Source organism: Schaalia radingae (genome assembly GCF_900106055.1).
GTDB lineage: Bacteria > Actinomycetota > Actinomycetes > Actinomycetales > Actinomycetaceae > Pauljensenia > Pauljensenia radingae_A.
This window is the reverse complement of sequence record NZ_LT629792.1, coordinates 1307969-1329137: the sequence shown is the minus strand read 5'-3', so window position 1 is coordinate 1329137 and position 21169 is coordinate 1307969. Positions and strand designations below refer to the sequence as shown.

The following is a 21169-nucleotide window of genomic DNA, read 5'->3' as shown; positions in this document are numbered from 1 at the left end:
GATCGCAGCGCCCCGCGGGGTGTTCGAATGAGGATATCGTTCATACGGTTCACGCGCGCCCCGCACCCTGCACACGCCATCCGCCACGTCATGTCGGCGCGACTCAATCCGCTAGGCTGAAACAGTGAGTATGTCATCAACGAACGTCCGTGTTCTCAACACGTTCTTTGAGTTACTCACGTCCGATGTGGGGCGCACACGCGATCAGATCTGGAGGCTGGAAGGCTATCGAAATCTGTCAGAAGAAGCCTTCAGTTCCGCCTTCCAACGCGACAAGGACGCTCTTCGTGACATTGGCATCATCATGACCGTCACGCCCGGCCGTCACGGAGAGCGATATGCGATTTCGCCGGACTCATTTGCTGACCGTCGCGCCACGTTCGACGCAGTGGACGGCGCGCTGATCAACATGGCGTTGGGCGCGTGGAACGAGCAGGATGGAGCCGAGCGCGGCGCAATGCTGACCACGAAACTGCGTGCCCTCAGCGATGGTGCAGAAAAACCGTGTGCACCGCTCAGCGTCGGATTATCGGGCGCTCACATGATCGTCGATATTCTCACCGCGATCCGCAACCGCCAACCGATCACATTCATGTACGAATCCACCCGCGTTTCAGAGCGCGCAATCGAACCGTGGCGCATCATCATGCGAGGACGCGGCCTGTACGTGTGGGGATTGGATTTGGATTGCGACGAACCACGGCTCTTCCGTACCTCCCGCATAACGTCAGGCGTCACGCTGCTGGGAGAACCCGGAGACGCCGGCCCTATCCCGGACAATGTGGGCGACCCATTCGAACGCCTCATGGTTTCGCCCACCCTGGCAATTCAAGACGGACAGGCGCAGGCAGTGCGAGATATGTGCCGTGCCGAGGGCGCCCGCAGCTGCGAGGGCGAGGTGAGTGTTGCTGACGGATGGATGCTGTATCGCGGACAGGCCGCCGAACGCAGCGAATGGATAAGCGCGATCCTCGCACACGTTTCACACGTAGTGGTGCGTTCACCTGAATGGCTGCGCGAAGCGATCATGACGCGACTGGACGCCGCTGCTGGCTGGGGGTGTGACGATGCCTGAACGCACAGAAGTAGCCGCCGCGCGTTTGCTGTCACTGGTCGCCTGGATCGGTGATCATCCTGGATCCTTGGTCAACGACATTGCCGAGCACTTTGGTCGCACACGCAAGCAGGTCCAACGCGACATCGAAGTGCTGGGCAGTGTGCGCGACTCCCTGCCGGGGGCCTCGCTGGAAATTGACTGGGATCTGTACGCGCGTGAAGAACGCGTCGCCATGCATTCGACGCTCGGCGCAGACGTCCCGCCCAGGCTGACCGAAGAGGAAGCAGCACTGATCATTGTGGGGTTGCAGGTCCTCACACCGATCCTGGGTCCTGACCTGCACGATCACGTCATGCACACGGCGCTGGCGGTGACACGTGGCGCGCAGACCTTTGAAGAATCCCTGGTCTATTCGCCCTCCGGAAGCGACCAGGCCCGAATCGATGACATTTTGAGCGCGCTGTCTGCCCAAGTAGCGGTGAGATTCACCTACCCGCATGACGACCATGACCGCGAGCGCGCCATTGACCCGTGGAACATCAAGCGTTTCGAAACCGGCTGGACAGTGACCGGCTGGGATCACGACGCTGCAGCTGAGCGGACATTTCGGATAGACCGTATGCGCGATATCAGGGTCAGCGATCAGCCGGTGACACACCCTGCAGCAGCGGATGGGTCCCCCTCGGCAATGGTGCGTATGACGTGTACGAGCGAGGCACGATGGATTCTTGACGCCGTGCCGCTGAGCGTCGTGAGTGACTCGGGCAGCGAATTCAGTGTCGATGTGCCAGTGTGGGACGAGGAATGGGTGACTCACTTCCTGATCGACATTGCCCCACATGTTGTGCAGGTTGTGCCCTCCGAATGGAAAGAACGTGCTGCGCGCGTGGCGCGCCGGGCCCGCAACGTGTGGGCGATGGGGAAGTAGGGGAGTAAGCGAGCATGTCACCGAAAAGACGCTGCCGCGTCCGCGAGGAAGGCGAACCAACCCGCGAAATGGATCAGATGAGTCCGGCTGAACGCTTCGAGGCTGCCAAGGCTCAGCGCGCCGTCGATTCGAGTGCGCGCAGTGCATTCGCCGACTCGCTTGGGTTTTCGCTTGATGATTTTCAGTGGGAAGCGCTTGAAGCTGTTGAGGGTGGCGAGTCTGTGCTGGTGGCCGCGCCGACCGGAGCAGGAAAGACTGTTGTCGGCGAATTCGCCACCTATCTGGCTGTTGAGCGTGGAACCCGCGCGTTTTACACCACCCCGATCAAAGCCCTGTCCAACCAGAAGTTCATGGATTTCCAAAAGCGGTTCGGGGCAGAATCGGTGGGTCTGCTCACCGGTGATACGTCCATCAATCCGGGTGCTCCAGTGGTCGTGATGACCACTGAGGTTCTACGGAACATGATTTATGCGGGTGCGCCGCTCGATGATCTGACGCACGTAGTCATGGACGAGGTTCACTACCTGGCTGACCGTTTCCGCGGCCCGGTGTGGGAAGAAGTGATGATCCACCTGCCGCAGCGTGTCAGTGTGATTGCGCTGTCGGCCACGGTGTCGAATGCCGAAGAGTTCGGCGCGTGGATGCAGCAGGTGCGTGGCACATGTCGCGTGATCGTCTCCGAAAAACGCCCTGTTCCCCTGTACCAGCACATGATTGCCAATTCGCACCTGTTTGATCTGTACGCGCCGGGGTCGAGCCGCCGGGCGGGTGTGAATCCGCAGCTCAGGTATGAAATTGCCCGCAGCTCGCAACCGGGTAGTGGCCGAGGTTTGCAGCATAATCGACGAGGCAGGCTGCAGCGCCGCGAAAGTCGAGCCGGCGTGCTGATGACACTGCAGCGGGCCCACCTGCTGCCGGCAATTGTGTTCATCTTTTCTCGGGCTGCGTGTGACGATGCGGTACAGCAGGTAGCTGCCTCACCGTTGGTGCTGACAACTCCGGAAGAAGCGCGCCAGATCAGGGATGCGGTCGATGAGGCAATGGAGCAGATTCCTGTCACTGACCATGTCGTGCTGGGGCTGCATCGATGGGCGAGCGCTCTGGAGCGAGGGATAGCGGCTCACCATGCCGGAATGCTTCCCGTCATGAAGGAGACGGTGGAACGGTTATTTACTCGCGGTTTAATTAAAGCGGTCTATGCCACCGAGACGCTGGCGCTGGGAATCAACATGCCCGCCCGGACAGTTGTCATCGAATCCTTGCAGAAGTGGAACGGCGTTGCGCACGTTCAACTGTCGGCGGGGGAGTACACGCAGTTGACGGGACGTGCCGGCAGGCGCGGCATTGACCGTGAGGGCCACGCAGTGGTGCTTTACCAGGGACGCGTTGAGCCTGAAGAGGTTGCATCGCTCGCGTCGAAACGAACCTACCCGCTGATCAGTGCCTTCAGACCAACGTACAACATGGTGGTGAACCTGCTGGCACGGTCCTCTCGCGCGTCGACGCGCGAAGTGCTCGAGTCCTCATTCGCCCAGTTCCAGGCCGACCGCGGAGTCGTCGAATTTGCGCGCGAAGCTGCGCGGGTGAAGAAACATATGGATGAGGTCGCCTCGCACGTCAAGTGTGAATACGGCGATGCCCTGGAGTACTTCCAGTTGCGTGAAGAGCTGTCCGGTTTGGAGAAATCCTCGGCGAGGGCGCGGTCGGCAGTAGTGCGGCAGGACATGGAAAAGGATCTGCGCCGGGCGCGCCGCGGAGATATCGTCGCCTACCAGCCCGGGCGAGCGACCCGCTATGGGGTGGTGATCCGGCCTGCCGACGAGGGGCGAGCACCGCGAATCGACGTAATCGGCACGGATATGAAGATTCACGATGTGATTATTTCGCAGAAAATGCGTGCCTTTGCCGTGGTTGGAAGTATGAAAATCCCGATGGGACGTGACCTGCGCAAACGTGTGGTGCGCGAGAAGGTGGCCGGCGAAATTCGCCGCCGTGTACGCTCAGGCGCACTGGATGCACCGCGTCGGTCAGCCCACCGTGACGATCCCACTATTGCATATATGAGAGACGAAATTCGTCACCATCCGGTTCACCGTTGCCCGCAGCGCGAGTCGCATGCAGCGATGGGGCATGAATGGGCACGTGCTCGCAAGGAGTACCTGCGAACGGTTGAACGTATCAATGAGCGCACCGACACGGTCGCGAAGGAGTTTGACCGTGTGTGTGCGGTGCTCGAATCCCTCGGCTTCCTTGACGGCGACCGTGTGACAACGGCGGGACAACAGCTGCGACGCGTGTTTGGTGAGCGGGATCTGTTGGTCGTTCACGCCGTGCGATGTGGGGCGTGGGACGACCTAGATCCGGCTGAATTGGCAGCGGTGGTCTCCACCTGCGTGTATGAGGCGCGTGCGGAAAACAATCCCGACACGTCAATTCCTGGTGGCGCCAATTCAGCGATCGCTCGTGCACTGGATGCAACGTGGCGTGCCAGCCAGGAGATCCAGCAGGCAGAAACGTCTGCGGGAGCTACACCCACTCCTCCGCCGGATATCTCGCTGGTCGGTGCTATGCATGCGTGGGCGCACGGTGCGTCGCTGACCACTGCACTGCAAGTAGCTGACCTGTCGGGCGGCGATTTTGTGCGCTGGGTGCGACAGGTGATGGATCTGCTCGACCAGCTCTCGCACGTTGATCAGGGTGGCCTGGCCACACGCGCCCGGGACGCTCGACGGATGCTCGTACATGGAGTGGTGGAATGGTCGACCGTTTGAAACTGAAACTTCCCCCGCGGCGCAGATGGCTGGATTATCCGTGTGCCGCGATCAGCGGCGTATGTCTGTGGGCGGCATTCCCGGATGTGGGATGGTGGCCGCTTTTCGTCATCGGGCTGGCATTTCTAGTCGCCCTCGTCGATCGGTCGTCGACTGGACGAGGCATGTGGTACGCAACGTTGGTCGGCGCGCTTTTCTGGCTACCGCACATCCACTGGTCATCCATCGCAACAGGCGGCTGGTTGCCGTGGGTGACACTGTCAGCCACGCAGATCATTGCATTGTGCATCTGGGCGTGGTGCGCTGCGATCAGCAGGGCACTGGTGTGGGTGCGCACCTGGTGGGGACAGACATTGTCGTGGGCCGTTCTGTGGGTCGCGGTCGAACAGCTGCGTTCAACCGTGCCATTTGGCGGTTTCCCGTGGGGCAAGACGGCGTATGCGATGGTCGATGCTCCGTGGGGAAAGCTCGCGCCGTGGGGTGGGGAAGTGCTGGTCAGTGCAGTCACTATGATGCTCGCAGTGCTGCTGCGGCGCACATTTTCGCTCCTGAGAACGCGCTCGGATGAGCACTGGTGGAACAGACCGTTGATGCTGGTGCTGGCGGCTGCGCTGGCGTGCCTGCCGCTGGCGATCACACTACCGAATGCGCAGGAAGCCGGATCGATTCGCGTGGGTGTCGTCCAGGGCAACGTTGAAATCCCGGGCAATGCGACGTACAGCGTGCCGCTGAAAGTTACTGGCAATCACACGCGCGAAACGCTGCGAATGGCCGAGGAAGGCGACGCGGTGGATGTGGCTGTGTGGGGTGAGACGGCAGCCGATCGCGATCCTCGTGCCAATTCAGGCGTAGCGAACCTGGTCGATGAAGCAGTCGATGCGCTCGGCGTTCCGATTCTGGTCGGCTTCAACGGGTATGACAGTCAGGACAATACGCGCACGAATCTGGTTGGCTGGTGGTACCCGGATTCGGGTCTGAGCGATCAGCTTTACGGTAAGCAGCACCCCGTGCCGTTTGGTGAATACATTCCGTGGCGCTCCTTTATTTCAAAACTGGCTACCGAGGCAGCTCAGGTCAACGTCGACATGGTTGCGGTCGATAATCCGAGCCTGCTGTCCGTGACGCTCAACGATGGGCGCGAGGTGCCTTTCGTGATGGGAATCTGCTTCGAGGTGGCTTATGAGGATCTGATTCGAGACGGTGTGGATCGAGGCGGTCAGATCATTGCCATTCCAACGAATAACTACCATTTTCGGTATTCAGCTGAGTCCACTCAGCAGGCTCAGATGCTGCGTTTTCGAGCAATGGAGTACGGCCGATCGGGAATCCAGGCCTCCACCAATGGTGTCTCGATGATTGTGCGCCCTGATGGCACGATCGTGCGCCAGACAGTGAAACAGACTGCAGATCACATGGTGGCGCAGCTGCCGTTGCGTACATCACTGACGTGGGCAGCCAGACTCGGCATAATTCCGTCAGTCGGAATAATGTGTGGAGGGGGAGTTGTCACCATCTGCGCCGTGGTGCGCGCACTCATCAGCGTGCGGCGACGTTAATTCTTTCGGTAGGCGCCTTCTGGACGCAAACGGCCCGAGCGCAGCAGTTCGAGCTGCTCGTTCAGGACAACGTCGAGTTCTTCAAGGGATCGGCGCTCGCGCAGCATATCCCAGTGCGTGCGAACCGGTTTGGCTGGTTTCTGTTCTTCCTCTTCGCCTTCTTCGCCGATAATTTCAGCGGTGGCGCCGCATTTGCATTCCCACGTCGCCGGAGGATTCGCTTCGGTGGAAAATGGAATCTGGAATTTATGGCCGTTGGAGCACAGGTATGTTGCAGTCGCTCGGTCGGCGAAGATGACACCTTCTTCTGATTCCATCGATTTTGCACCAATTTGCATACCGCGAAGGGCGCGATCAGCCATGAATCCTCCTAAATGCGTGCGAGCTCGAATATTGTAACTGATAGAGGTTCGCACGCTCCACCACAATCCGATAATGTACATTATGTCAGATGTGGGAAATTGTGAAATCCCCTCTCACTTGGCGAAAGGAAATCTTCATGCCCGAGGTCAGCAGCTCGGTCCACGCTCAACGTCAGCGCACGCGAGGGACAACCCAGCCGCGCGGTCTGTCACTGCGTCCCTACTTTAAATCCGACGCGCCCGCGCTTGTTGTGGTCTTTGGCGTGGTGTGCGCGCTGACGATCGCTGTGACACGCGCATACCTTGCTCTGACTGGTTATCCCCAAGTTGGCGGCGAAGTGTTTCACATTGCTCATGCGATCTGGGGCGGCTTGCTGCTCATTATTGGCTTGATCGGCGCGATGATATTGACGAATTCCTGGGCGTCCTGGGCAGGTGCGATCCTCGGTGGCGTCGGTGCCGGATTATTCGTGGACGAGGTCGGTAAATTCATCACACAAGATAATGACTATTTCTTTCCTCTTGCCGCAACCATTATTTACGTGTTCTTGGTGTTGCTAGCTGGTGGGGCGCTTGCTCTCCAACGACTAAGCCGCAGTACTGCTGCCGCGCACCTGCACCTGGCCCTCGACATTGCCGAACAGAGTGTGGATCGCACCCTTCCGGCTATGCGCCGCGCTCAGATGGCACAACACCTGGACAAAGCCCGAAACCTCAACCCCTCTCCTTCACAGCACCTGCTCATCGACGCGCTCAGTGACTTGGCAAATGATCTGCCCGGAGATGGATCTGACGCCGGCACACGCCTGACACGCTGGGTTAGAAACGTTCCCACGTCTCGCTTCCAGAGCGTCGCAGCCGTTATGCTCTTCATTCAGGCGATCGGAGACGTCGCACGCGCCGTGACTGCCCTCGTGTCGTACGCGTCGGGACATGCCATGCTCGACCAGGTCGTTCCCGATGTGACACAAGACGGCTGGACGGGCACATTGTCAATCGCAGCTGTCATCGGCGGCGTTATCGCGGGTGCGCTTGCCGTGGTTGCAGGAGTCATGATGCTCCCGAAGCGCTCCTCCATCAAGATTCCATTCGGCATCGCCTTCGCGGCGGTAGGCATTGACCTCGTTGTGGTCAACTCGCTTGCCTCCTACACCAACCAATTCTTCATCCTGGCGATCGCCGCCTACCTATCGGTGTCAATGTCGGTGATCATCATGTGGCGTCGCTCGAATTCTGCCGATCAACTACTACAGTAGGAAATATGAGACTCGGAGTAGATTTCGGTACGACGCGCACCACTGTTGCGGCAGCTGATCGAGGCAACTACCCTATTGTAGCTTTCAGTGACGTCGACGACGACGTGTGTGAATACATCCCCTCCCTCATGGCGCTTGACGGTGACCATCGCGTCTACGGCTTCGACGCGGTAGAACTGGCGCGCCAGGGTGCTCCGCATCTGCGCTCCTTCAAACGCCTGATCTCCGATCCAGCTGTCACAAGCGAAACAACGGTGCGGGTTGACCGCCGCGACATCAACGTCCTGACGCTCCTGACCGAGTTCCTCACCTACGTGGCCCACGAAATTCGCACGAACTCGTCAGTGAGTCAGATCCCAGACGAAGAACCACTGGAAGCCGTCATCGGTATTCCCGCCCACGCCTACTCGGCACAACGTTTCCTGACGCTGGAAGCATTCCGGGCAGCCGGCTTCACCACTCTTGCCATGATCAACGAGCCGTCAGCAGCAGGCTTCGAATACACCAGTCGACATCGCGCTTCGCTATCGACCAACCGGCAACAGATCCTCGTATATGACCTCGGTGGCGGAACTTTCGACGCCTCACTGGTCAGCGTGGAAGGAACATCTCACGAGATCCTCGGATCACACGGCAATAACCTGCTCGGCGGGGACGACTTTGATCAGGTACTCGCCCAGTGCGCACTGGCCGCAGTCGGCGCAACCTCTGTCGATCTGAGCGACTCCGATATGGACGACCTGCTCGAACAGGCACGCGACGCAAAGGAGGCACTGACACCTCAGACCAGGCGAATCTCATTGACGGTGGGCGCACGCGATGTAACAGTGCCGGTCGCGGACTTCTATGCTCACTGCATCGACCTGATCGATTCCACCGTCGAAACAATGAAGCCGCTGCTCGCCATCGATTCAGAAGGCGGAGAGGAACTGGGACCCCATGTTGCGGGATTGTACGTCGTGGGTGGTGGGTCCCAACTGCCGCACGTCCTGCGCGAACTGCGACGCCGCTTCGGGCGACGTGTCCACCGCTCCCCTCACACCGCAGCATCAACCGCGATCGGCCTGGCCATCGCAGCTGATCCCGAGTCCGGCTTCACCCTGCGTGAACAGCTTTCACGTGGAGTCGGCGTATTCCGCGAAATGCAGTCAGGGCAGATGGTGTCGTTTGATCCTCTGCTGGATGCTCACCTCAGAGTCTCCACACAGGACTCCGTCAGCGTCACGCGTCGTTACCGTGCCGCTCACAATATCGGGTGGTTCCGCTTCGTTGAATACACTGCAACCGACGACCAGGGCGTGCCGCGAGGCGACGTCTTGCCATATGGCGAGCTGATTTTCCCCTTCGCCCGCGGACTGCAGGATATGGGCGACGCCCTCGACCCCCATGCCGTGAGTGTGCGCCGCACGGAGGACGGACCCTTAATCGAAGAAAAGTACACGGTGGATCGGCACGGTATCGTTCACGTCGCCATCACCGACTGCGACACGGGTTACACTGTCTCGCAATCACTGGGAAGTAAATAACACTGCAGGAGCTCCTCAAACGTTAGACAATGTAATGTGTCTACTTTTCTGCGTCAGTTAGGTGCCGTCTGCGCGCGCCACGGGATCCGCACGCTCCTCGTGTGGATTGCTGTCCTGCTGATTGGCGGAATCGGGGTGTGGCAGGCAGGCCCGCAACTGTCCAATGATTTCAAGATTCCCGGCACAGAGGCCCAGGACGGCCTCGACATTATTTCGGAACGATTCCCCGAACTGGCCGGACTGACCGCACAGGTCATCGTGGAATCTCCTGATGACCACCCCATCGAGACACACCGCGACCAGGTGCAGCGCGTCGTCGATCAATTGAGCGCCGTCCCTCACGTCACTCAGGCAGCCGACCCGTGGTCAGAATTGCTGCGCACTCCCACAATCAGTACGGACGGACGATTCGCCCTGATCAACGTCCAACTTGACCTGGCGCTCGGGCAAGATGACGACGGCGCACTGGACACTATCGAAACGGTCGCTGCCGACAGCACAAAGGCCGGGATGCCGGCATCGGTCGGAGGCCAGATCTACCAGCTAACATCAGTGCCCCTCTCCCCTCTTGAACTGGTTGGTGTGGCCATTGCGCTCATCATCCTTGCGATCACCTTCCGCGCGCTGCTGCCTGCAGTCCTGCCCGTGATCACCGGACTGCTCGGCGTGAGCATCGCGATGACAGGTGTACTCATTGTTGCGCAGTGGGTGGACATTTCCACCACTACTCCCACGCTGGCGATCATGATCGGTCTGGCGGTCGGCATTGACTACTGTCTTTTTATCGTCTCCCGCCATCGTTCCCAGCTGGCTCACGGCTGGAACGTCGTTGATTCCATTGCGATGGCCAATGCGACATCAGGTGGTGCCGTAATCTTCGCCGCCATCACCGTTGTGATCGCACTATGCGGTCTGATCGTCTCCGGCATCCCCTTCCTGGCAGTGATGGGTCTATGTGCCGCGGCCGCTGTGGCCGTGTCCGCTGTGATTGCGGTGACGGCCATCCCGGCTCTGATGGGTTTGATGGGTGAGCGACTGCGCCCACGCCACGCACGCGCATCGCGGCGCTCCGGTCAGGAAGAGACTCGCAGACATGCAGCGAAGCACTCGAAGCAGAGTGCTTCCCAATGGTGGGTATCAGTGATCACTGCCCGCCCGTGGATCACGATCGCTGTCGTCCTAGTTTTCCTGTCCGCCGTCGTCATTCCTGCCAAAGATCTGCGCCTGTCCCTTCCCGACAATGGAACCGAGCCGGTGGGCACTCCCGCACGGGACACATACGAGCTGGTGGCGAACGAATTCGGAGACGGAGCCAACGCTCCCCTGCTGATCATCGGTGGCATCATCCAGTCTGAGGACCCGCTCGGTCTGGTCGATGAACTTGCCGACCGGGTTGAACAGGTTGATGGCATCAGGTCAATTCAGATAGCCACCCCGAACAGGAACGCTGACCTTGCTGCCGTCATTGCGATCCCCGAGGCCGCGTCGAACGATCCTGCAACCGAAAAAGCACTGGAGAACCTGCGCGAAGCTGCCGACACGTGGGAGCGTGAACTGGGCGTCGAGGATATTCATGTGACCGGCATGGTTGCCGCCAGAATGGATGTGACCGCTCGCCTGACGGATGCGCTGGTGCCGTTTGCCTCACTGGTGGTGGGGCTGGCGTTGATTGTGCTGACAGTAGTCTTCAGGTCACTGTGGGTGCCGCTGATCGCAACGATCGGATACCTCCTGTCGATCGGCGCAGCATTCGGCGTCACGTCCATGATCTTCTCGTGGGGATGGTTCACCGGACCGCTGCGCATCTCCAATACCGGGCCGGTCATCTGCTTCATGCCGATCATGGCGTTGGGTGTGCTCTTTGGCCTGGCGATGGACTACCAGGTCTTCCTCGTCACCCGCATGCGCGAGTACTGGACTCACGGCGAGGATGCACGGCAGGCAGTCAAGAAGGGATTCGCCTCCTCCGCACCTGTTGTGGTGGCTGCAGCGCTGATCATGGTGTCGGTTTTCTTCGGATTCATTCCCTCAGGTTCCTTCTACGTCCAGCCCATCGCACTGGCGCTGGCGGTTGGCGTTGCTATTGACGCATTCATCGTGCGCATGACGCTCATTCCAGCGGTCATGATGGTGCTTGGTAAGCGAGCCTGGCGTTTTCCGCGCGCACTGGACCGGGTGGTGCCTCACGTCGACGTCGAGGGCGTCGCTATGGATCACCTCAGCGATCACATGGAGTGGAAACGTGTCAACGGACCGGCAATCTTGCGCATGGAAGATGTCCGCATTAACGAGGGTGGCCAGACCGTGGCCTCGTGCGATGAGCTGATTGTCTGGCCCGGTGAGGTCATCCAACTGGACGGGCCACCCAGCCAGGTGCGCACACTCATGTGCGCGGCTGCGGGCCTTATCCGCGCTGACCAGGGAATTATCGTGGTGCGCGATAACGACGCGCGCGATCGATCCAGCTGGATGCGCGCTAACATTCCGATCATGTTGCGAGCCTCATGGGCCCACATGATTGCGTCGGATGCTGAAGAGTCGGACAAGAACCTGGTACTCGTGGACTGCCCGGTAACCGAACAGGTGCGAGACCAGCTCATCAGTGCGACAGTGGAACAAGAAGGTGCACTGATTGTGGGACCTCAGGCTGGCAACAGTGGCTTTGTGGTCACACGGACGGTAAAGATTGGAGGCGACGCATAAATGCGATTACGAGATGCACGCCTATTGCTGGTCGCCGTCATCGTACCGATCCTGCTCGCCGCGTTGTCCATGTGGTCAATCGGTGGAAACAGTACAGGCTCGGACATTACACGCCTGAAAGCGGCGATCGTAAACCTGGACAAGGGCGCGGAAATGACGCTGCCCGACGGCTCAACCCAATTTGTCCCTTTCGGACGCCAACTGTCCGCCGAACTGCTCAAACCGCACGATGGAACCGCAACGTTCCAATGGGAGCTGATGCAGGTCAACAGTGCGCACGACGCAATTAAGAACGGTGACGTTGCTGCAATCGTGACCATTCCGGAAAACTTCTCGACAGCGGTGGCAACGATCGGGCAAACTGACGCAAATCCCGGCATTGTCTCACTGACCAGTTCTGATGCGACTGCACCTATGATGAACGAACTGGCCCATGCGGTGACGGAAGCCGCCGCGCGATCCTTGGGCCAGACGCTGGGCACGCAGGTTCTCAACGGTGTCTATCTGGGATTCGACCAGCTGAAAGACCAGCTGGGAGCAGCTGCAGACGGAGCCAGGCAACTCGATTCCGGTATCGGGTCCTTGGGACAGGGTGCCCATCAGCTGGCCGACGGCGTCCACCAGAGCACGGATGGCACCTATGAACTTGCCGGAGGACTTGCCCAACTTGCCGACGGCACGGCAGCACTGGAGAGCGGTGTGGCAGGATTTTCGGGCGGTATCGGACAGCTCCATGCCGGTGCGGAACAACTGTCAGGCGGCATCCACCAGATGCGCGACGGAATCGCCGGATCAGCCTCCTCCCCCGGTCTGACCGGCGGCGTCGACCAGCTGGCGGACGGCATCCTGGGAAACGGTACGACGCCGGGGCTGGCCAGTGGCTCACTCCAGCTGGCAGAAGGAACCGAACAGCTGGCCGACGGTATCGCGCGACTTGACAACGGGTTGGACACGATCCGTGCCCTCATTCCCGAGGATTTCGATCCTGCTGACCTGCCAACGATCACCATCGATCTTCAGCAAATTGTCGATGTGATGAAACAGGTGGCTCGGGATGCGCGCGATGTGCTCAGCAGGCTTGAACCAATCATGACCGATCAGGATGTCATTAACGAGCTACGTAGCTCGCTGCTCGGCCTTATCGATCGATGCCCCGCTGAAACGTTCCCACAATACTGTGCCGATATGAAGGAGTTTGGGCAGTTGATTGTGCCTTTCATTGATGGCCTGCCCACGGTTGCAACCGATTCCCTCGCTGCCCTCGACGATTTCCTGGCGAAGATTTCCAGTGACGAATTCGCGGACGGCCTTGCCGACGCGCAACATTTCGTTGACCACTACAACGAGTACATCGCCCAGATTGTCGGTCCGGATGGTTTACTCGCAGGGGTGAGCCAACTGGCCACAGGATCCCAACAGCTTGCCAGTGCAGCGCGTCAAATGGCGGATGGCATCAATGGAACAGACTCGACGATAGGCCTCGTTCAGGGCGTCACACAGCTACAGAACGGGGTGCATCAGCTCCAGGACGGATTTGACGGCACAGAAGGCCAGCCTGGACTGGTCACCGGAGCCGATCGCCTAGCCGACGGCTTGGCACAATTGTCGGCTGGAGTGGGCCGCTTCTCGGGTGGCATTAGCCAGCTCAACGAGGGAGCCCAGGGAGCGGCTGACGGCTCCAGCCAACTGGCAGACGGACTCGGACAGCTCGGAAACGGAGCCGATCAGCTTTCCACAGGCATCGACCAGCTACGCGACGGATCGTCCCAGCTCGCGGATGGCCTGGACGAGGGCGTCTCGCAAATCCCCGTCTACTCAGATGCGGAACGCACTCGGATTGTGTCCATGGCGATGCGTCCGGTGCAAACAGAGCAGGATGCCACGACGCAGAGCACCATCGGAACAGCTTTCCCGTTTACCGCTGCAGTCCTGATCTGGATCAGTGCGTTTGGTGCATTCTTGATGATGCCGGGCCTTCGCGGTCGCGTCTTGGCTCGTCCAGTCGGTGCAGTTCGGGCGGTCATTGATTCGCTGCGCGCCCCGTCCGGCGTAGTGGCAATCTCCGTGCTGGGCGTGATCTGTGTAGCGCTGCTGTTCAAGGTCTTTCCGGTCAGTCTCGCTGGTACAGGTGCACTGATCATAGTCGGCGCAATTGTGGCAGTCCTGGTCCACCAGATGCTATTGGCAGTGTGCGGTGCCCGGATCGGGCGTGTCGTCTCGCTCCTGTTCTTCACATTGCAGGTCGTTGCCCTCATCGGGCTGATGCCCTACCAGGATTCACCTGACGCCTTATCTACAATGAACGCGCTGCTGCCGTTGGGAGAACTTGCCGGAGGCCTGCAGACCAGCGTTCTGGGTGTGGGATCCTCGTGGGTGCCCCCGCTCCTGTCGCTGATCGGATGGGGCCTGGTGAGCTTCATTGGTTCGGCGGTGGCGGTTACGCAGCGCCGAACGCTCTCGCCCGAGAAGGTTCGCGAAGCGTTGAACGTTGTTCCGATGTGAACTTAGGAAACGGAACGGTGCCTGCGGCGACGGCGTTCAGCTAGATCGTCAATAACCGTGTCATCTTCGTCGCGCCGCTCGACTGGCAGTTCAGCCAGGGAGCCTTCAACTTCGCGCCACACGCGCCCCACTGCGATACCGAACACGCCCTGTCCGCCTTGGAGCAAGTCAATGACCTCATCGGATGACGTGCATTCATACACGGATGCGCCGTCACTCATCAGCGTGATCGACGCGAGGTCATCGATTCCACGGTTACCGAGCTGCGTGACTGCCTGGCGGACTTGCTGGAGTGACACGCCGGCGTCAAGAAGCTTCTTGACGACTTTCAGGACGAGGATGTCGCGAAATGAGTACAAGCGCTGTGAACCGGATCCACGCGCAGCGCGCACCGACGGCTGGAGTAACCCTGTGCGAGCCCAGTAGTCGAGCTGACGGTAGGTGATGCCGGCCGCGGAGCACGCAACCGGGCCGCGATAGCCGGTTTCGTCTTCGTTGAGGCCTTCAAGAGGGTCGCCGAAGAGCATGGCCTGTCGTGGTTGTGGGGCTACTGAATCAGCCGGATTCGCGCTCACGTATGCTCCTCGGACTCTTAGCCACTGAATGGGCTCACTGTGTGTACTCTCTAACGCTAATTCCCGAACGGTCGTCGGTCAACAATTCAAACGGCGAGCCTCAAGTTCAACTTGAAGGTGAGTCGCCGTTGAGCCTCGACAATGAAATGCGCAATAGTTCCCGGTGCAGGTCAGCGAGCTTTTCACCAAATTCCATTGAGCGTGCGTGTGCACGCTCACGATCGGTGGCGCGTTGGCGTGACAGCTGTGAGGACACGACTTGATCAATCACATCCGCACTGCGCTCGGCACCTGTGCGCACAGAACGCAAGATCCTCGCATTCATGCCCTCAGCTTCAAGGGCCACCAGCAGGTGCACGACGTGAACCGTGCGAGATGGAAAATAGCCAGCAATGTCTGGAGCGATCAATCCGAGTGCAGTGTAGCGTTCAAGAGTCTCGACAGTGGCGCCTGTCAGATCAGCCAAGTCACGCGTGGAAATGGTTGACTGGTTCGCAGGGACAACTACTTCCCCATCGGAAGCAACAATGCGTGCGCTCGGAGCAAGATCCACGTCATGGCCGGCGTCCAATGCCCGCAGCTCATCGCGAATGGCATTGAGGGGCGAATAGGAATCGCGCTGGCGCCGCAGGATATAGCGCAGTCGCTCACGGTCGGACTCGGAAAACTTTCGGTAACCCGCACTCGTACGGCTCGGACAGATGAGTCCCTGATCCTCCAGAAAACGAATCTTTGACACTGAGACGGTGGGGAACTCTTTTTGCAGAGCTTCTGTGACCTGGCCGATGGCCATTGTCGGCTCTGCACTCAAGCCACGTGGCCACTGTCCCTGTTGTGGATTCTCCTCGAGTGCGTATGCGTGGGCAGTGTTCATGCCTGCTGCGGGGACGGCTGGTAGGTCATGCGGTACTTGCCGATCTGGACTTCATCGCCTTCTTGCAGATGTGCCTCATCGACACGTTCACGATTGACATAAGTGCCGTTCAGGGAGCCTGAATCGCGGACAATGTAGCCACCGTCCTGTGCGATGAACTGGCAATGTTTGCGGGACACAGTCACGTCGTCAAGAAAAATGTCCGACTTGGGTGAGCGTCCGGCGTTAGTTGTGCCTGGATCGAGCAGGAAGCGCGCACCGGAGTTCGGGCCACGCTGAACGATGAGCAGTGCGGAACCGGCAGGAAGGGCCTCGACTGCCTCGCGGTCGCGAGCAGACAACGGCAGCGGTTGAGCAGTTTCCTCTTCTTCCTCCGAGCCTGGCAGGCCGAAGACCGAGGTTGCCGTCGGGTCAAAGTCACTGTGATCTTCCATCATTTCCCTCTTCCGCGAGTACACCGGAATTCAGATGCACCCCAGTGTACGCAAAAAAGGTACGCCGGCGCATTGCTGTTTCATTGATAACAATTATGTCACGCCTCTATTTTTCTGTCGCATATTGAGGGATCGGAGTAGGAGCAACTTCATCGATCACGACTTGCTGGGATTTGATGATCTCCACGTCCGCATTCTTGGAACGCATCTGCCAAGCCGCACCTGCAGAAATCTCCAGTGCAGTGGCAATCGTGTCCGAATCTCCAATCACTTTCCACTGGTAGGGCGAGTGGATCACCTGACCGTTCATGATGATGCCCACATCCGACATGGAAAACCAGGTCTGCGCGTTGGCACGGATACCGTTGATGCTCACAGCTTCAGCTCCGGCGTTGCGCAGTTCCCCAAGGGTCATGACGAACTGGACTGCATTGACACCTCCCTGCGGATCGGTAACGATCATGGTGAGGCCTTCGCCTTCAACAGGGACCGTTCCGGCATTGATACGTGCCTGCTCGACACTCTTGCGGGCCGCTTCGTCGGCAGCCTGCTGCTGGGAGACAGCATTCTCCAGGTCAGCCAGCTCAGACTCGAGCTCAGCCTTCTCGCCGCGCAGTGTTTCCTCGCGTCCAGACAGCTCATCGAGCAGCACCACCAGGTCTTGCTCGGTCATCTGGTCGAGCGGGTCGGCACGCTGGGCGCGCACCTGAGTTACCAATGCGATACCGAGCATCATGCAGATGACGACAAGAAGAATATGGATCGGCCTCGGACTGGCCAAAAGAGCCTCTCGCAGCCGTGAACCGCGCGATATCTGGGGTTTGTTCGCAGAATTACGTGCCATTGTCGTGCACCTACGCCTTGAAAATAAGACGACGGATGGACGCGGCGTTGGAGAAGATACGGATACCGAGAACGACGACGACAGCGGTCGTCATGGCGGATCCGACGCCGAGCTGCTGTCCTAGGAATACCAACAGACAGGCTACGAGGACATTCCAGAAGAACGACATGATGAAGACACGGTCGGAGAAGACACCTTCGAGCCACGCGCGCCCGGCGCCGAAAAGAGCGTCAAGCCCAGCGACAACGGCAACGGGAAGGAATGGCTGAATCCACACCGGGATCGTGGGATCGACCATGAATCCAATGACGATTCCTGCAATCAGTCCAAGGACAGCAATCATGTTTAGCCTCCAGCACCATCTCGAGTTTCAGCGTAGCGCGTCGAGCGCTGATCAACGCCCTGCATCTCAATGGAGTTTGCGGCCCGTGTCGTGATCTGTATACCTCGAGCTGACTGGGCGGTAGACAGATAATCACCGGTGCCGCCACGCACCAGTGCCACCGACAGATCCGACCCGTCTCCGATGGCATTGATGACGTAGGGAGACTGGATGGCCGTGGTGTTGACCAGGATCGTTGAACCTGCGGTGCGGATGAAGGTGCCCGACCCGATGCGAATGCCGTTGACGTCAATGGCTTCAGCTCCGCCCGCCCACATGGCATTGACCACCATTCGCAAGTCCTGATCGCGCACAACCGCCTGGGGTCGTTCAGTTTTGGAATCTGTGGCGTCGCTGAGGGCAACAGTCAGACCCGGTCCGTGCACGGAGTGAGCCGCACTGGCCATCGCCACGCTTGCCTCCAGTTGCGGTGCAGATGTCGGGGCGATATCGGCAGCTGAGCGCATCGTGGAGGACAGGTCGGACACTTCCTGGCTGAGCGAGTCAACCTGCGTCTGGACGGTTTCGATGCGCGAGGTCAATGAGTTTCGCACTGTCGTATCAGCGGGGGCGCGTAAGTATCGCACTGCGATTCCGGAGGCGATCCCCAGCGCGATCGCCATGATGATGACGAGGACGCGCATTGCCGGGCCGGATCGGCGGGCATTCGGATCGGCTGCGTATGCGTGGTAGGCAGCATCGAGCGGATTGCGAAGAAGCTGGTTGAGCTGCGACATCGATGCGGCAGGGTCCTTTCGGGGCGAGGCAGTGCTCATAGCGTCTCCTCCCAAAGTTCCTGGACGCGTTGAGCACGCTGAACGTCGTCAAAGTTCTCGATTACGAGCCGTCGCAGGGCAGCAGGTGCATCCGTATTGCCCTCCAGCCATTGTTCATATTCATTGACGAGGGTGGCTACCGCATCCGGATCATCGCAGTCGACGTGATGTGGAGCGCCAGCACGCACGAAGCGAATACCCATGCCGATGGAGTGGGTGGCCCAAAAATCAGCGAGGTGCGCGAAGAACTCACGGTCGAGCTCATCGCCCTCCCACGTGGACTCCGCCAGGCCGAAGAGGATCGCTGAGGTTTCCTCGTTGGAAATGTCCCCGGTGAGAACTCGTTTCCATGACTGTTCACGGATAGTGGCTGTGGGCAGAGCAGCCACAGCGCGAGCGTGGAAAATGGTAGTCTCCCCTGTGCGTTCGTTGTCCAGCCACTGGTCGAGGCGAGCGCGGTCGACATCGCCGCGCGCAGCAAGCGCGCGGCGTGCACGCCAGGCAAGTTCGGGACCGATTTCCAGTCCATGAATACTGTGCCGGCCCGCCACGGCTGTGATCGTGCTGGTCGCTGCAGGTGACAAGGGGCACCAGGGTGCTGAGCTGAGCAACGCTCCGAGCCACAGACGCTGGGGGTCCACGGTAGTGGTGTGTGAGAGGATGTCGAGTGCAGTGGCGACGACCTGTTCGTGCAATGCTGCTCGTTGTGAGCGCGGGCAGTAATGCGCGATGGCGTACTGAACACTGGACAGCAGTCTGTCCACAACCGCGTCGTGATCTTCGGTGAGTGCCTGCGTGAGTACTGCGCGAACATAGCGGTCTGCGCGCATGAGCCCATCGCGCACCATATTCCATAGGTTCGCCCACACAACGGCGCGCGTGAGCGGATCAGGGCAGGTTCCGATGTAAGCCAATGCCGTGTCCGCGCTGTGCGCATCAAACCTGCAGATCGCATACGTCAGATCGTGGTCGTTCAACACGATCAAATCGCATTCCCCGCGTGAAAGTGTGTCGTCTGTGATGCGGATACGGGCGGCCTCAGTATGCAGGCTATAGGTGTGGGTGCGCCTCAGGGCTCCCTCGTCAATCGCCCACGTGGATACCTCAAGTGTGTGTGGACGAACGAGGCGGTCCTGGACCAGGTCGAAGCGGGAAAGACGGCCCGAATGGTCGAATTGCACGTCGACGGAGAGCCTGGATGGGCCGCTGGTTTCCAGCCATAGCCTGCTCCACTCAGTCAGATCCTTCCCGGACGTTTCTTCCAGGGCTTTCAGAAGGTCGGTCAGCTTCGTCGCACCGTTGGCGTGGCGGGTGAAGTAGAGTCGTGCACCGGCAAAAAACGCGTCCTCACCAAGGGTGACGAACAGTTGCTTGAGGACGGCTGCACCCTTGGCGTAGGTGATGCCGTCGAAATTGTTCTTGGCTGCCTCCACGTCCGGGATATCTGCAGCGATGGGGTGGGTGGTTGGATACTGGTCCTGCTCGTAGGCCCAGGCTTTGCGGCCAATGGCGAATGACGTCCACTCCCCTGTGTAGGCGGTGGCGTGAGCAGCCGTGTTGGTGCCCTGGTGGTCAGCAAAGGATTCTTTGAGCCACAGGTCATCCCACCATGCGGGCGTGACGAGATCACCGAACCACATGTGGCACATTTCGTGAAGGATCGTGTTGGCGCGGTGCTGACGCTGCGCGAATGTGGGGGTGTCGCGCGACAGGAGATGCTCGTTGAACGTGACGCACCCGGGATTCTCCATTGCGCCAAGGTTGTATTCAGGCACGAATACCTGATCGTAGGATCCCCACGGAAATGTCACACCGTAGTGCTGATGATAAAAGTTGAGGCCCTGTCGGGTGACAGTCAGAATATCGTCGTCGTCCATGAAAGGCGCGAGGGCGGCGCGACACATCAGACGCAGCGGGATTGCGACATGTGTGCCGTCGCCGGCTCCACCTTCCCAGGTACCGCCGTCAACTACGGCCCACTGGCCTGCAACAACTGCGGTGATGTAGGAGGACAGAGGTGGTGTGGTGAAAAAGTCGTGCCGAATGAAGGTGCCGGCATCCGTCGGTGTGTCGATGCCGTTGGACGTGACAGTCCATTCTTTCGGCGCGAGGACGTGGAAGGTCCAGCGCGGCTTGATATCGGGCTGATCCATACACGGCCAGGCCCTGCGCGCATCGGTGGGCTCAAACTGTGTGTACAGGTAGATGCGGTGATCTTCAGGATCGAGATAGCGGTGGAGCCCCTCCCCTGTGCGTGAAAAGCTGCAGTGGGCGCGCACGGTGAGCGTGATCGGACGTGATATTGGAAGGTCATCAAGGTCAAGGCGAGATCCGTCATGGTGGAACGCATGCGGAGCGTCATCGACCAGAACCTCGTCCACCGTTCCCACCACGTCAACAAATGTTGAGGGACGGTTGAGCGTCATTGTGAACACAGAGGTGACAGGATAATGTGTCTCGTCAAGATCACCTGCACGCGTCAGATCCACCGTCACGTCAATGTGGGACACTGAGACTGTCTGAGCACGCTGACGTGCCTGGGATCGCGTGAGGTTAAACATGTCTCGATTGTAAGAGCGCGCGCGAGTTGAGGCATTGGGGCGCGCCCGAGTAGTAAAGTGTG

16 protein-coding genes are annotated in these 21169 nt (G+C 59.5%); 8 read left to right on the top strand and 8 right to left on the bottom strand.

Going from position 1 to position 21169, the window contains the following annotated elements; translation table 11 throughout:
• The first annotated feature begins 130 nt into the window (after positions 1–130).
• From BLT69_RS05875 to lnt, 4 genes are read left to right on the top strand one after another with little or no spacing between them, the layout of a single operon-like run.
• Entirely contained in the window at positions 131–1075 is a 945-nt protein-coding gene (locus BLT69_RS05875; RefSeq protein WP_092648615.1) for a helix-turn-helix transcriptional regulator, read from the top strand.
• The gene (locus BLT69_RS05870) at positions 1068–1985 is read left to right on the top strand and encodes a helix-turn-helix transcriptional regulator (protein ID WP_092648614.1); all 918 of its coding nucleotides are present in this window, start codon (positions 1068–1070) and stop codon (positions 1983–1985) included. The genes BLT69_RS05875 and BLT69_RS05870 overlap by 8 nt, the downstream gene beginning before the upstream one ends.
• A 14-nt stretch (positions 1986–1999) precedes the next feature.
• Complete coding sequence (locus BLT69_RS05865) at positions 2000–4756, top strand: DEAD/DEAH box helicase (protein ID WP_092648613.1); 2757 nt, start codon at positions 2000–2002, stop codon at positions 4754–4756.
• Positions 4741–6312: an apolipoprotein N-acyltransferase gene (gene lnt / locus BLT69_RS05860; protein WP_058236756.1), complete on the top strand. Its 1572-nt coding sequence runs from the start codon at positions 4741–4743 to the stop codon at positions 6310–6312. Before BLT69_RS05865 ends, lnt begins: the two co-directional genes overlap by 16 nt.
• Here the strand turns inward: lnt and BLT69_RS05855 are convergent.
• On the bottom strand, positions 6309–6674 hold the full coding sequence (locus BLT69_RS05855) for an RNA polymerase-binding protein RbpA (RefSeq protein WP_058236755.1): 366 nt from the start codon (positions 6672–6674) through the stop codon (positions 6309–6311). The genes lnt and BLT69_RS05855 overlap by 4 nt on opposite strands.
• Positions 6675–6811: 137 nt before the next feature.
• On the opposite strand from BLT69_RS05855, the gene BLT69_RS05850 reads away from it, so the two are divergent.
• From BLT69_RS05850 to BLT69_RS05835, 4 genes are read left to right on the top strand one after another with little or no spacing between them, the layout of a single operon-like run.
• Positions 6812–7930 carry a hypothetical protein gene (locus BLT69_RS05850; RefSeq protein WP_058236754.1) on the top strand — a complete coding sequence of 373 codons (1119 nt, stop codon included), beginning with the start codon at positions 6812–6814 and terminating at the stop codon, positions 7928–7930.
• A gap of 5 nt (positions 7931–7935) precedes the next feature.
• On the top strand, positions 7936–9456 hold the full coding sequence (locus tag BLT69_RS05845; RefSeq protein WP_092648612.1) for an Hsp70 family protein: 1521 nt from the start codon (positions 7936–7938) through the stop codon (positions 9454–9456).
• Positions 9457–9492: 36 nt separating this feature from the next.
• On the top strand, positions 9493–12159 hold the full coding sequence (locus BLT69_RS05840; RefSeq protein WP_092648611.1) for an MMPL family transporter: 2667 nt from the start codon (positions 9493–9495) through the stop codon (positions 12157–12159).
• The gene (locus BLT69_RS05835; protein WP_092648610.1) at positions 12160–14661 is read left to right on the top strand and encodes a YhgE/Pip domain-containing protein; all 2502 of its coding nucleotides are present in this window, start codon (positions 12160–12162) and stop codon (positions 14659–14661) included.
• Between the two features lie 2 nt (positions 14662–14663).
• On the opposite strand, the gene BLT69_RS05830 is transcribed toward BLT69_RS05835, so the two are convergent.
• The 7 genes from BLT69_RS05830 to pepN all read right to left on the bottom strand — a co-directional run bounded on the left by BLT69_RS05830 (position 14664) and on the right by pepN (position 21107).
• On the bottom strand, positions 14664–15188 hold the full coding sequence (locus BLT69_RS05830) for a MerR family transcriptional regulator (protein WP_058236911.1): 525 nt from the start codon (positions 15186–15188) through the stop codon (positions 14664–14666).
• 154 nt (positions 15189–15342) lie between these two features.
• Positions 15343–16110: a transcriptional regulator FtsR gene (ftsR, locus tag BLT69_RS05825; protein WP_092648609.1), complete on the bottom strand. Its 768-nt coding sequence runs from the start codon at positions 16108–16110 to the stop codon at positions 15343–15345.
• Complete coding sequence (locus BLT69_RS05820) at positions 16107–16544, bottom strand: FHA domain-containing protein (RefSeq protein ID WP_058236910.1); 438 nt, start codon at positions 16542–16544, stop codon at positions 16107–16109. The genes ftsR and BLT69_RS05820 overlap by 4 nt, the downstream gene beginning before the upstream one ends.
• A 106-nt stretch (positions 16545–16650) precedes the next feature.
• Positions 16651–17388 (bottom strand): DUF881 domain-containing protein, encoded by a 738-nt coding sequence (locus tag BLT69_RS05815; RefSeq protein ID WP_092648608.1) that lies wholly within the window; start codon positions 17386–17388, stop codon positions 16651–16653.
• Between the two features lie 10 nt (positions 17389–17398).
• On the bottom strand, positions 17399–17731 hold the full coding sequence (locus tag BLT69_RS05810) for a small basic family protein (RefSeq protein WP_058236748.1): 333 nt from the start codon (positions 17729–17731) through the stop codon (positions 17399–17401).
• A gap of 2 nt (positions 17732–17733) precedes the next feature.
• A complete protein-coding gene (locus BLT69_RS05805; protein WP_058236747.1) occupies positions 17734–18546 on the bottom strand; it encodes a DUF881 domain-containing protein in 813 nt (270 codons plus the stop codon).
• Positions 18543–21107: an aminopeptidase N gene (gene pepN / locus BLT69_RS05800; protein ID WP_092648607.1), complete on the bottom strand. Its 2565-nt coding sequence runs from the start codon at positions 21105–21107 to the stop codon at positions 18543–18545. The genes BLT69_RS05805 and pepN overlap by 4 nt, the downstream gene beginning before the upstream one ends.
• Between the last annotated feature and the right edge of the window lie 62 nt (positions 21108–21169).

Excerpts from the sequence above, each read along its gene's own strand:
- BLT69_RS05810 (WP_058236748.1), bottom strand. The coding sequence starts at position 17,731 with ATGATTGCTGTCCTTGGACTGATTGCAGGAATCGTCATTGGATTCATG.
- BLT69_RS05820 (WP_058236910.1), bottom strand. The coding sequence starts at position 16,544 with ATGGAAGATCACAGTGACTTTGACCCGACGGCAACCTCGGTCTTCGGC.
- BLT69_RS05845 (WP_092648612.1), top strand. The coding sequence starts at position 7,936 with ATGAGACTCGGAGTAGATTTCGGTACGACGCGCACCACTGTTGCGGCA.
- pepN (WP_092648607.1), bottom strand. The coding sequence starts at position 21,107 with ATGTTTAACCTCACGCGATCCCAGGCACGTCAGCGTGCTCAGACAGTC.
- lnt (WP_058236756.1), top strand. The coding sequence starts at position 4,741 with ATGGTCGACCGTTTGAAACTGAAACTTCCCCCGCGGCGCAGATGGCTG.
- BLT69_RS05835 (WP_092648610.1), top strand. The coding sequence starts at position 12,160 with ATGCGATTACGAGATGCACGCCTATTGCTGGTCGCCGTCATCGTACCG.
- BLT69_RS05815 (WP_092648608.1), bottom strand. The coding sequence starts at position 17,388 with ATGGCACGTAATTCTGCGAACAAACCCCAGATATCGCGCGGTTCACGG.
- ftsR (WP_092648609.1), bottom strand. The coding sequence starts at position 16,110 with ATGAACACTGCCCACGCATACGCACTCGAGGAGAATCCACAACAGGGA.
- BLT69_RS05805 (WP_058236747.1), bottom strand. The coding sequence starts at position 18,546 with ATGAGCACTGCCTCGCCCCGAAAGGACCCTGCCGCATCGATGTCGCAG.
- BLT69_RS05875 (WP_092648615.1), top strand. The coding sequence starts at position 131 with ATGTCATCAACGAACGTCCGTGTTCTCAACACGTTCTTTGAGTTACTC.
- BLT69_RS05830 (WP_058236911.1), bottom strand. The coding sequence starts at position 15,188 with ATGCTCTTCGGCGACCCTCTTGAAGGCCTCAACGAAGACGAAACCGGC.
- BLT69_RS05870 (WP_092648614.1), top strand. The coding sequence starts at position 1,068 with ATGCCTGAACGCACAGAAGTAGCCGCCGCGCGTTTGCTGTCACTGGTC.
- BLT69_RS05850 (WP_058236754.1), top strand. The coding sequence starts at position 6,812 with ATGCCCGAGGTCAGCAGCTCGGTCCACGCTCAACGTCAGCGCACGCGA.
- BLT69_RS05855 (WP_058236755.1), bottom strand. The coding sequence starts at position 6,674 with ATGGCTGATCGCGCCCTTCGCGGTATGCAAATTGGTGCAAAATCGATG.
- BLT69_RS05865 (WP_092648613.1), top strand. The coding sequence starts at position 2,000 with ATGTCACCGAAAAGACGCTGCCGCGTCCGCGAGGAAGGCGAACCAACC.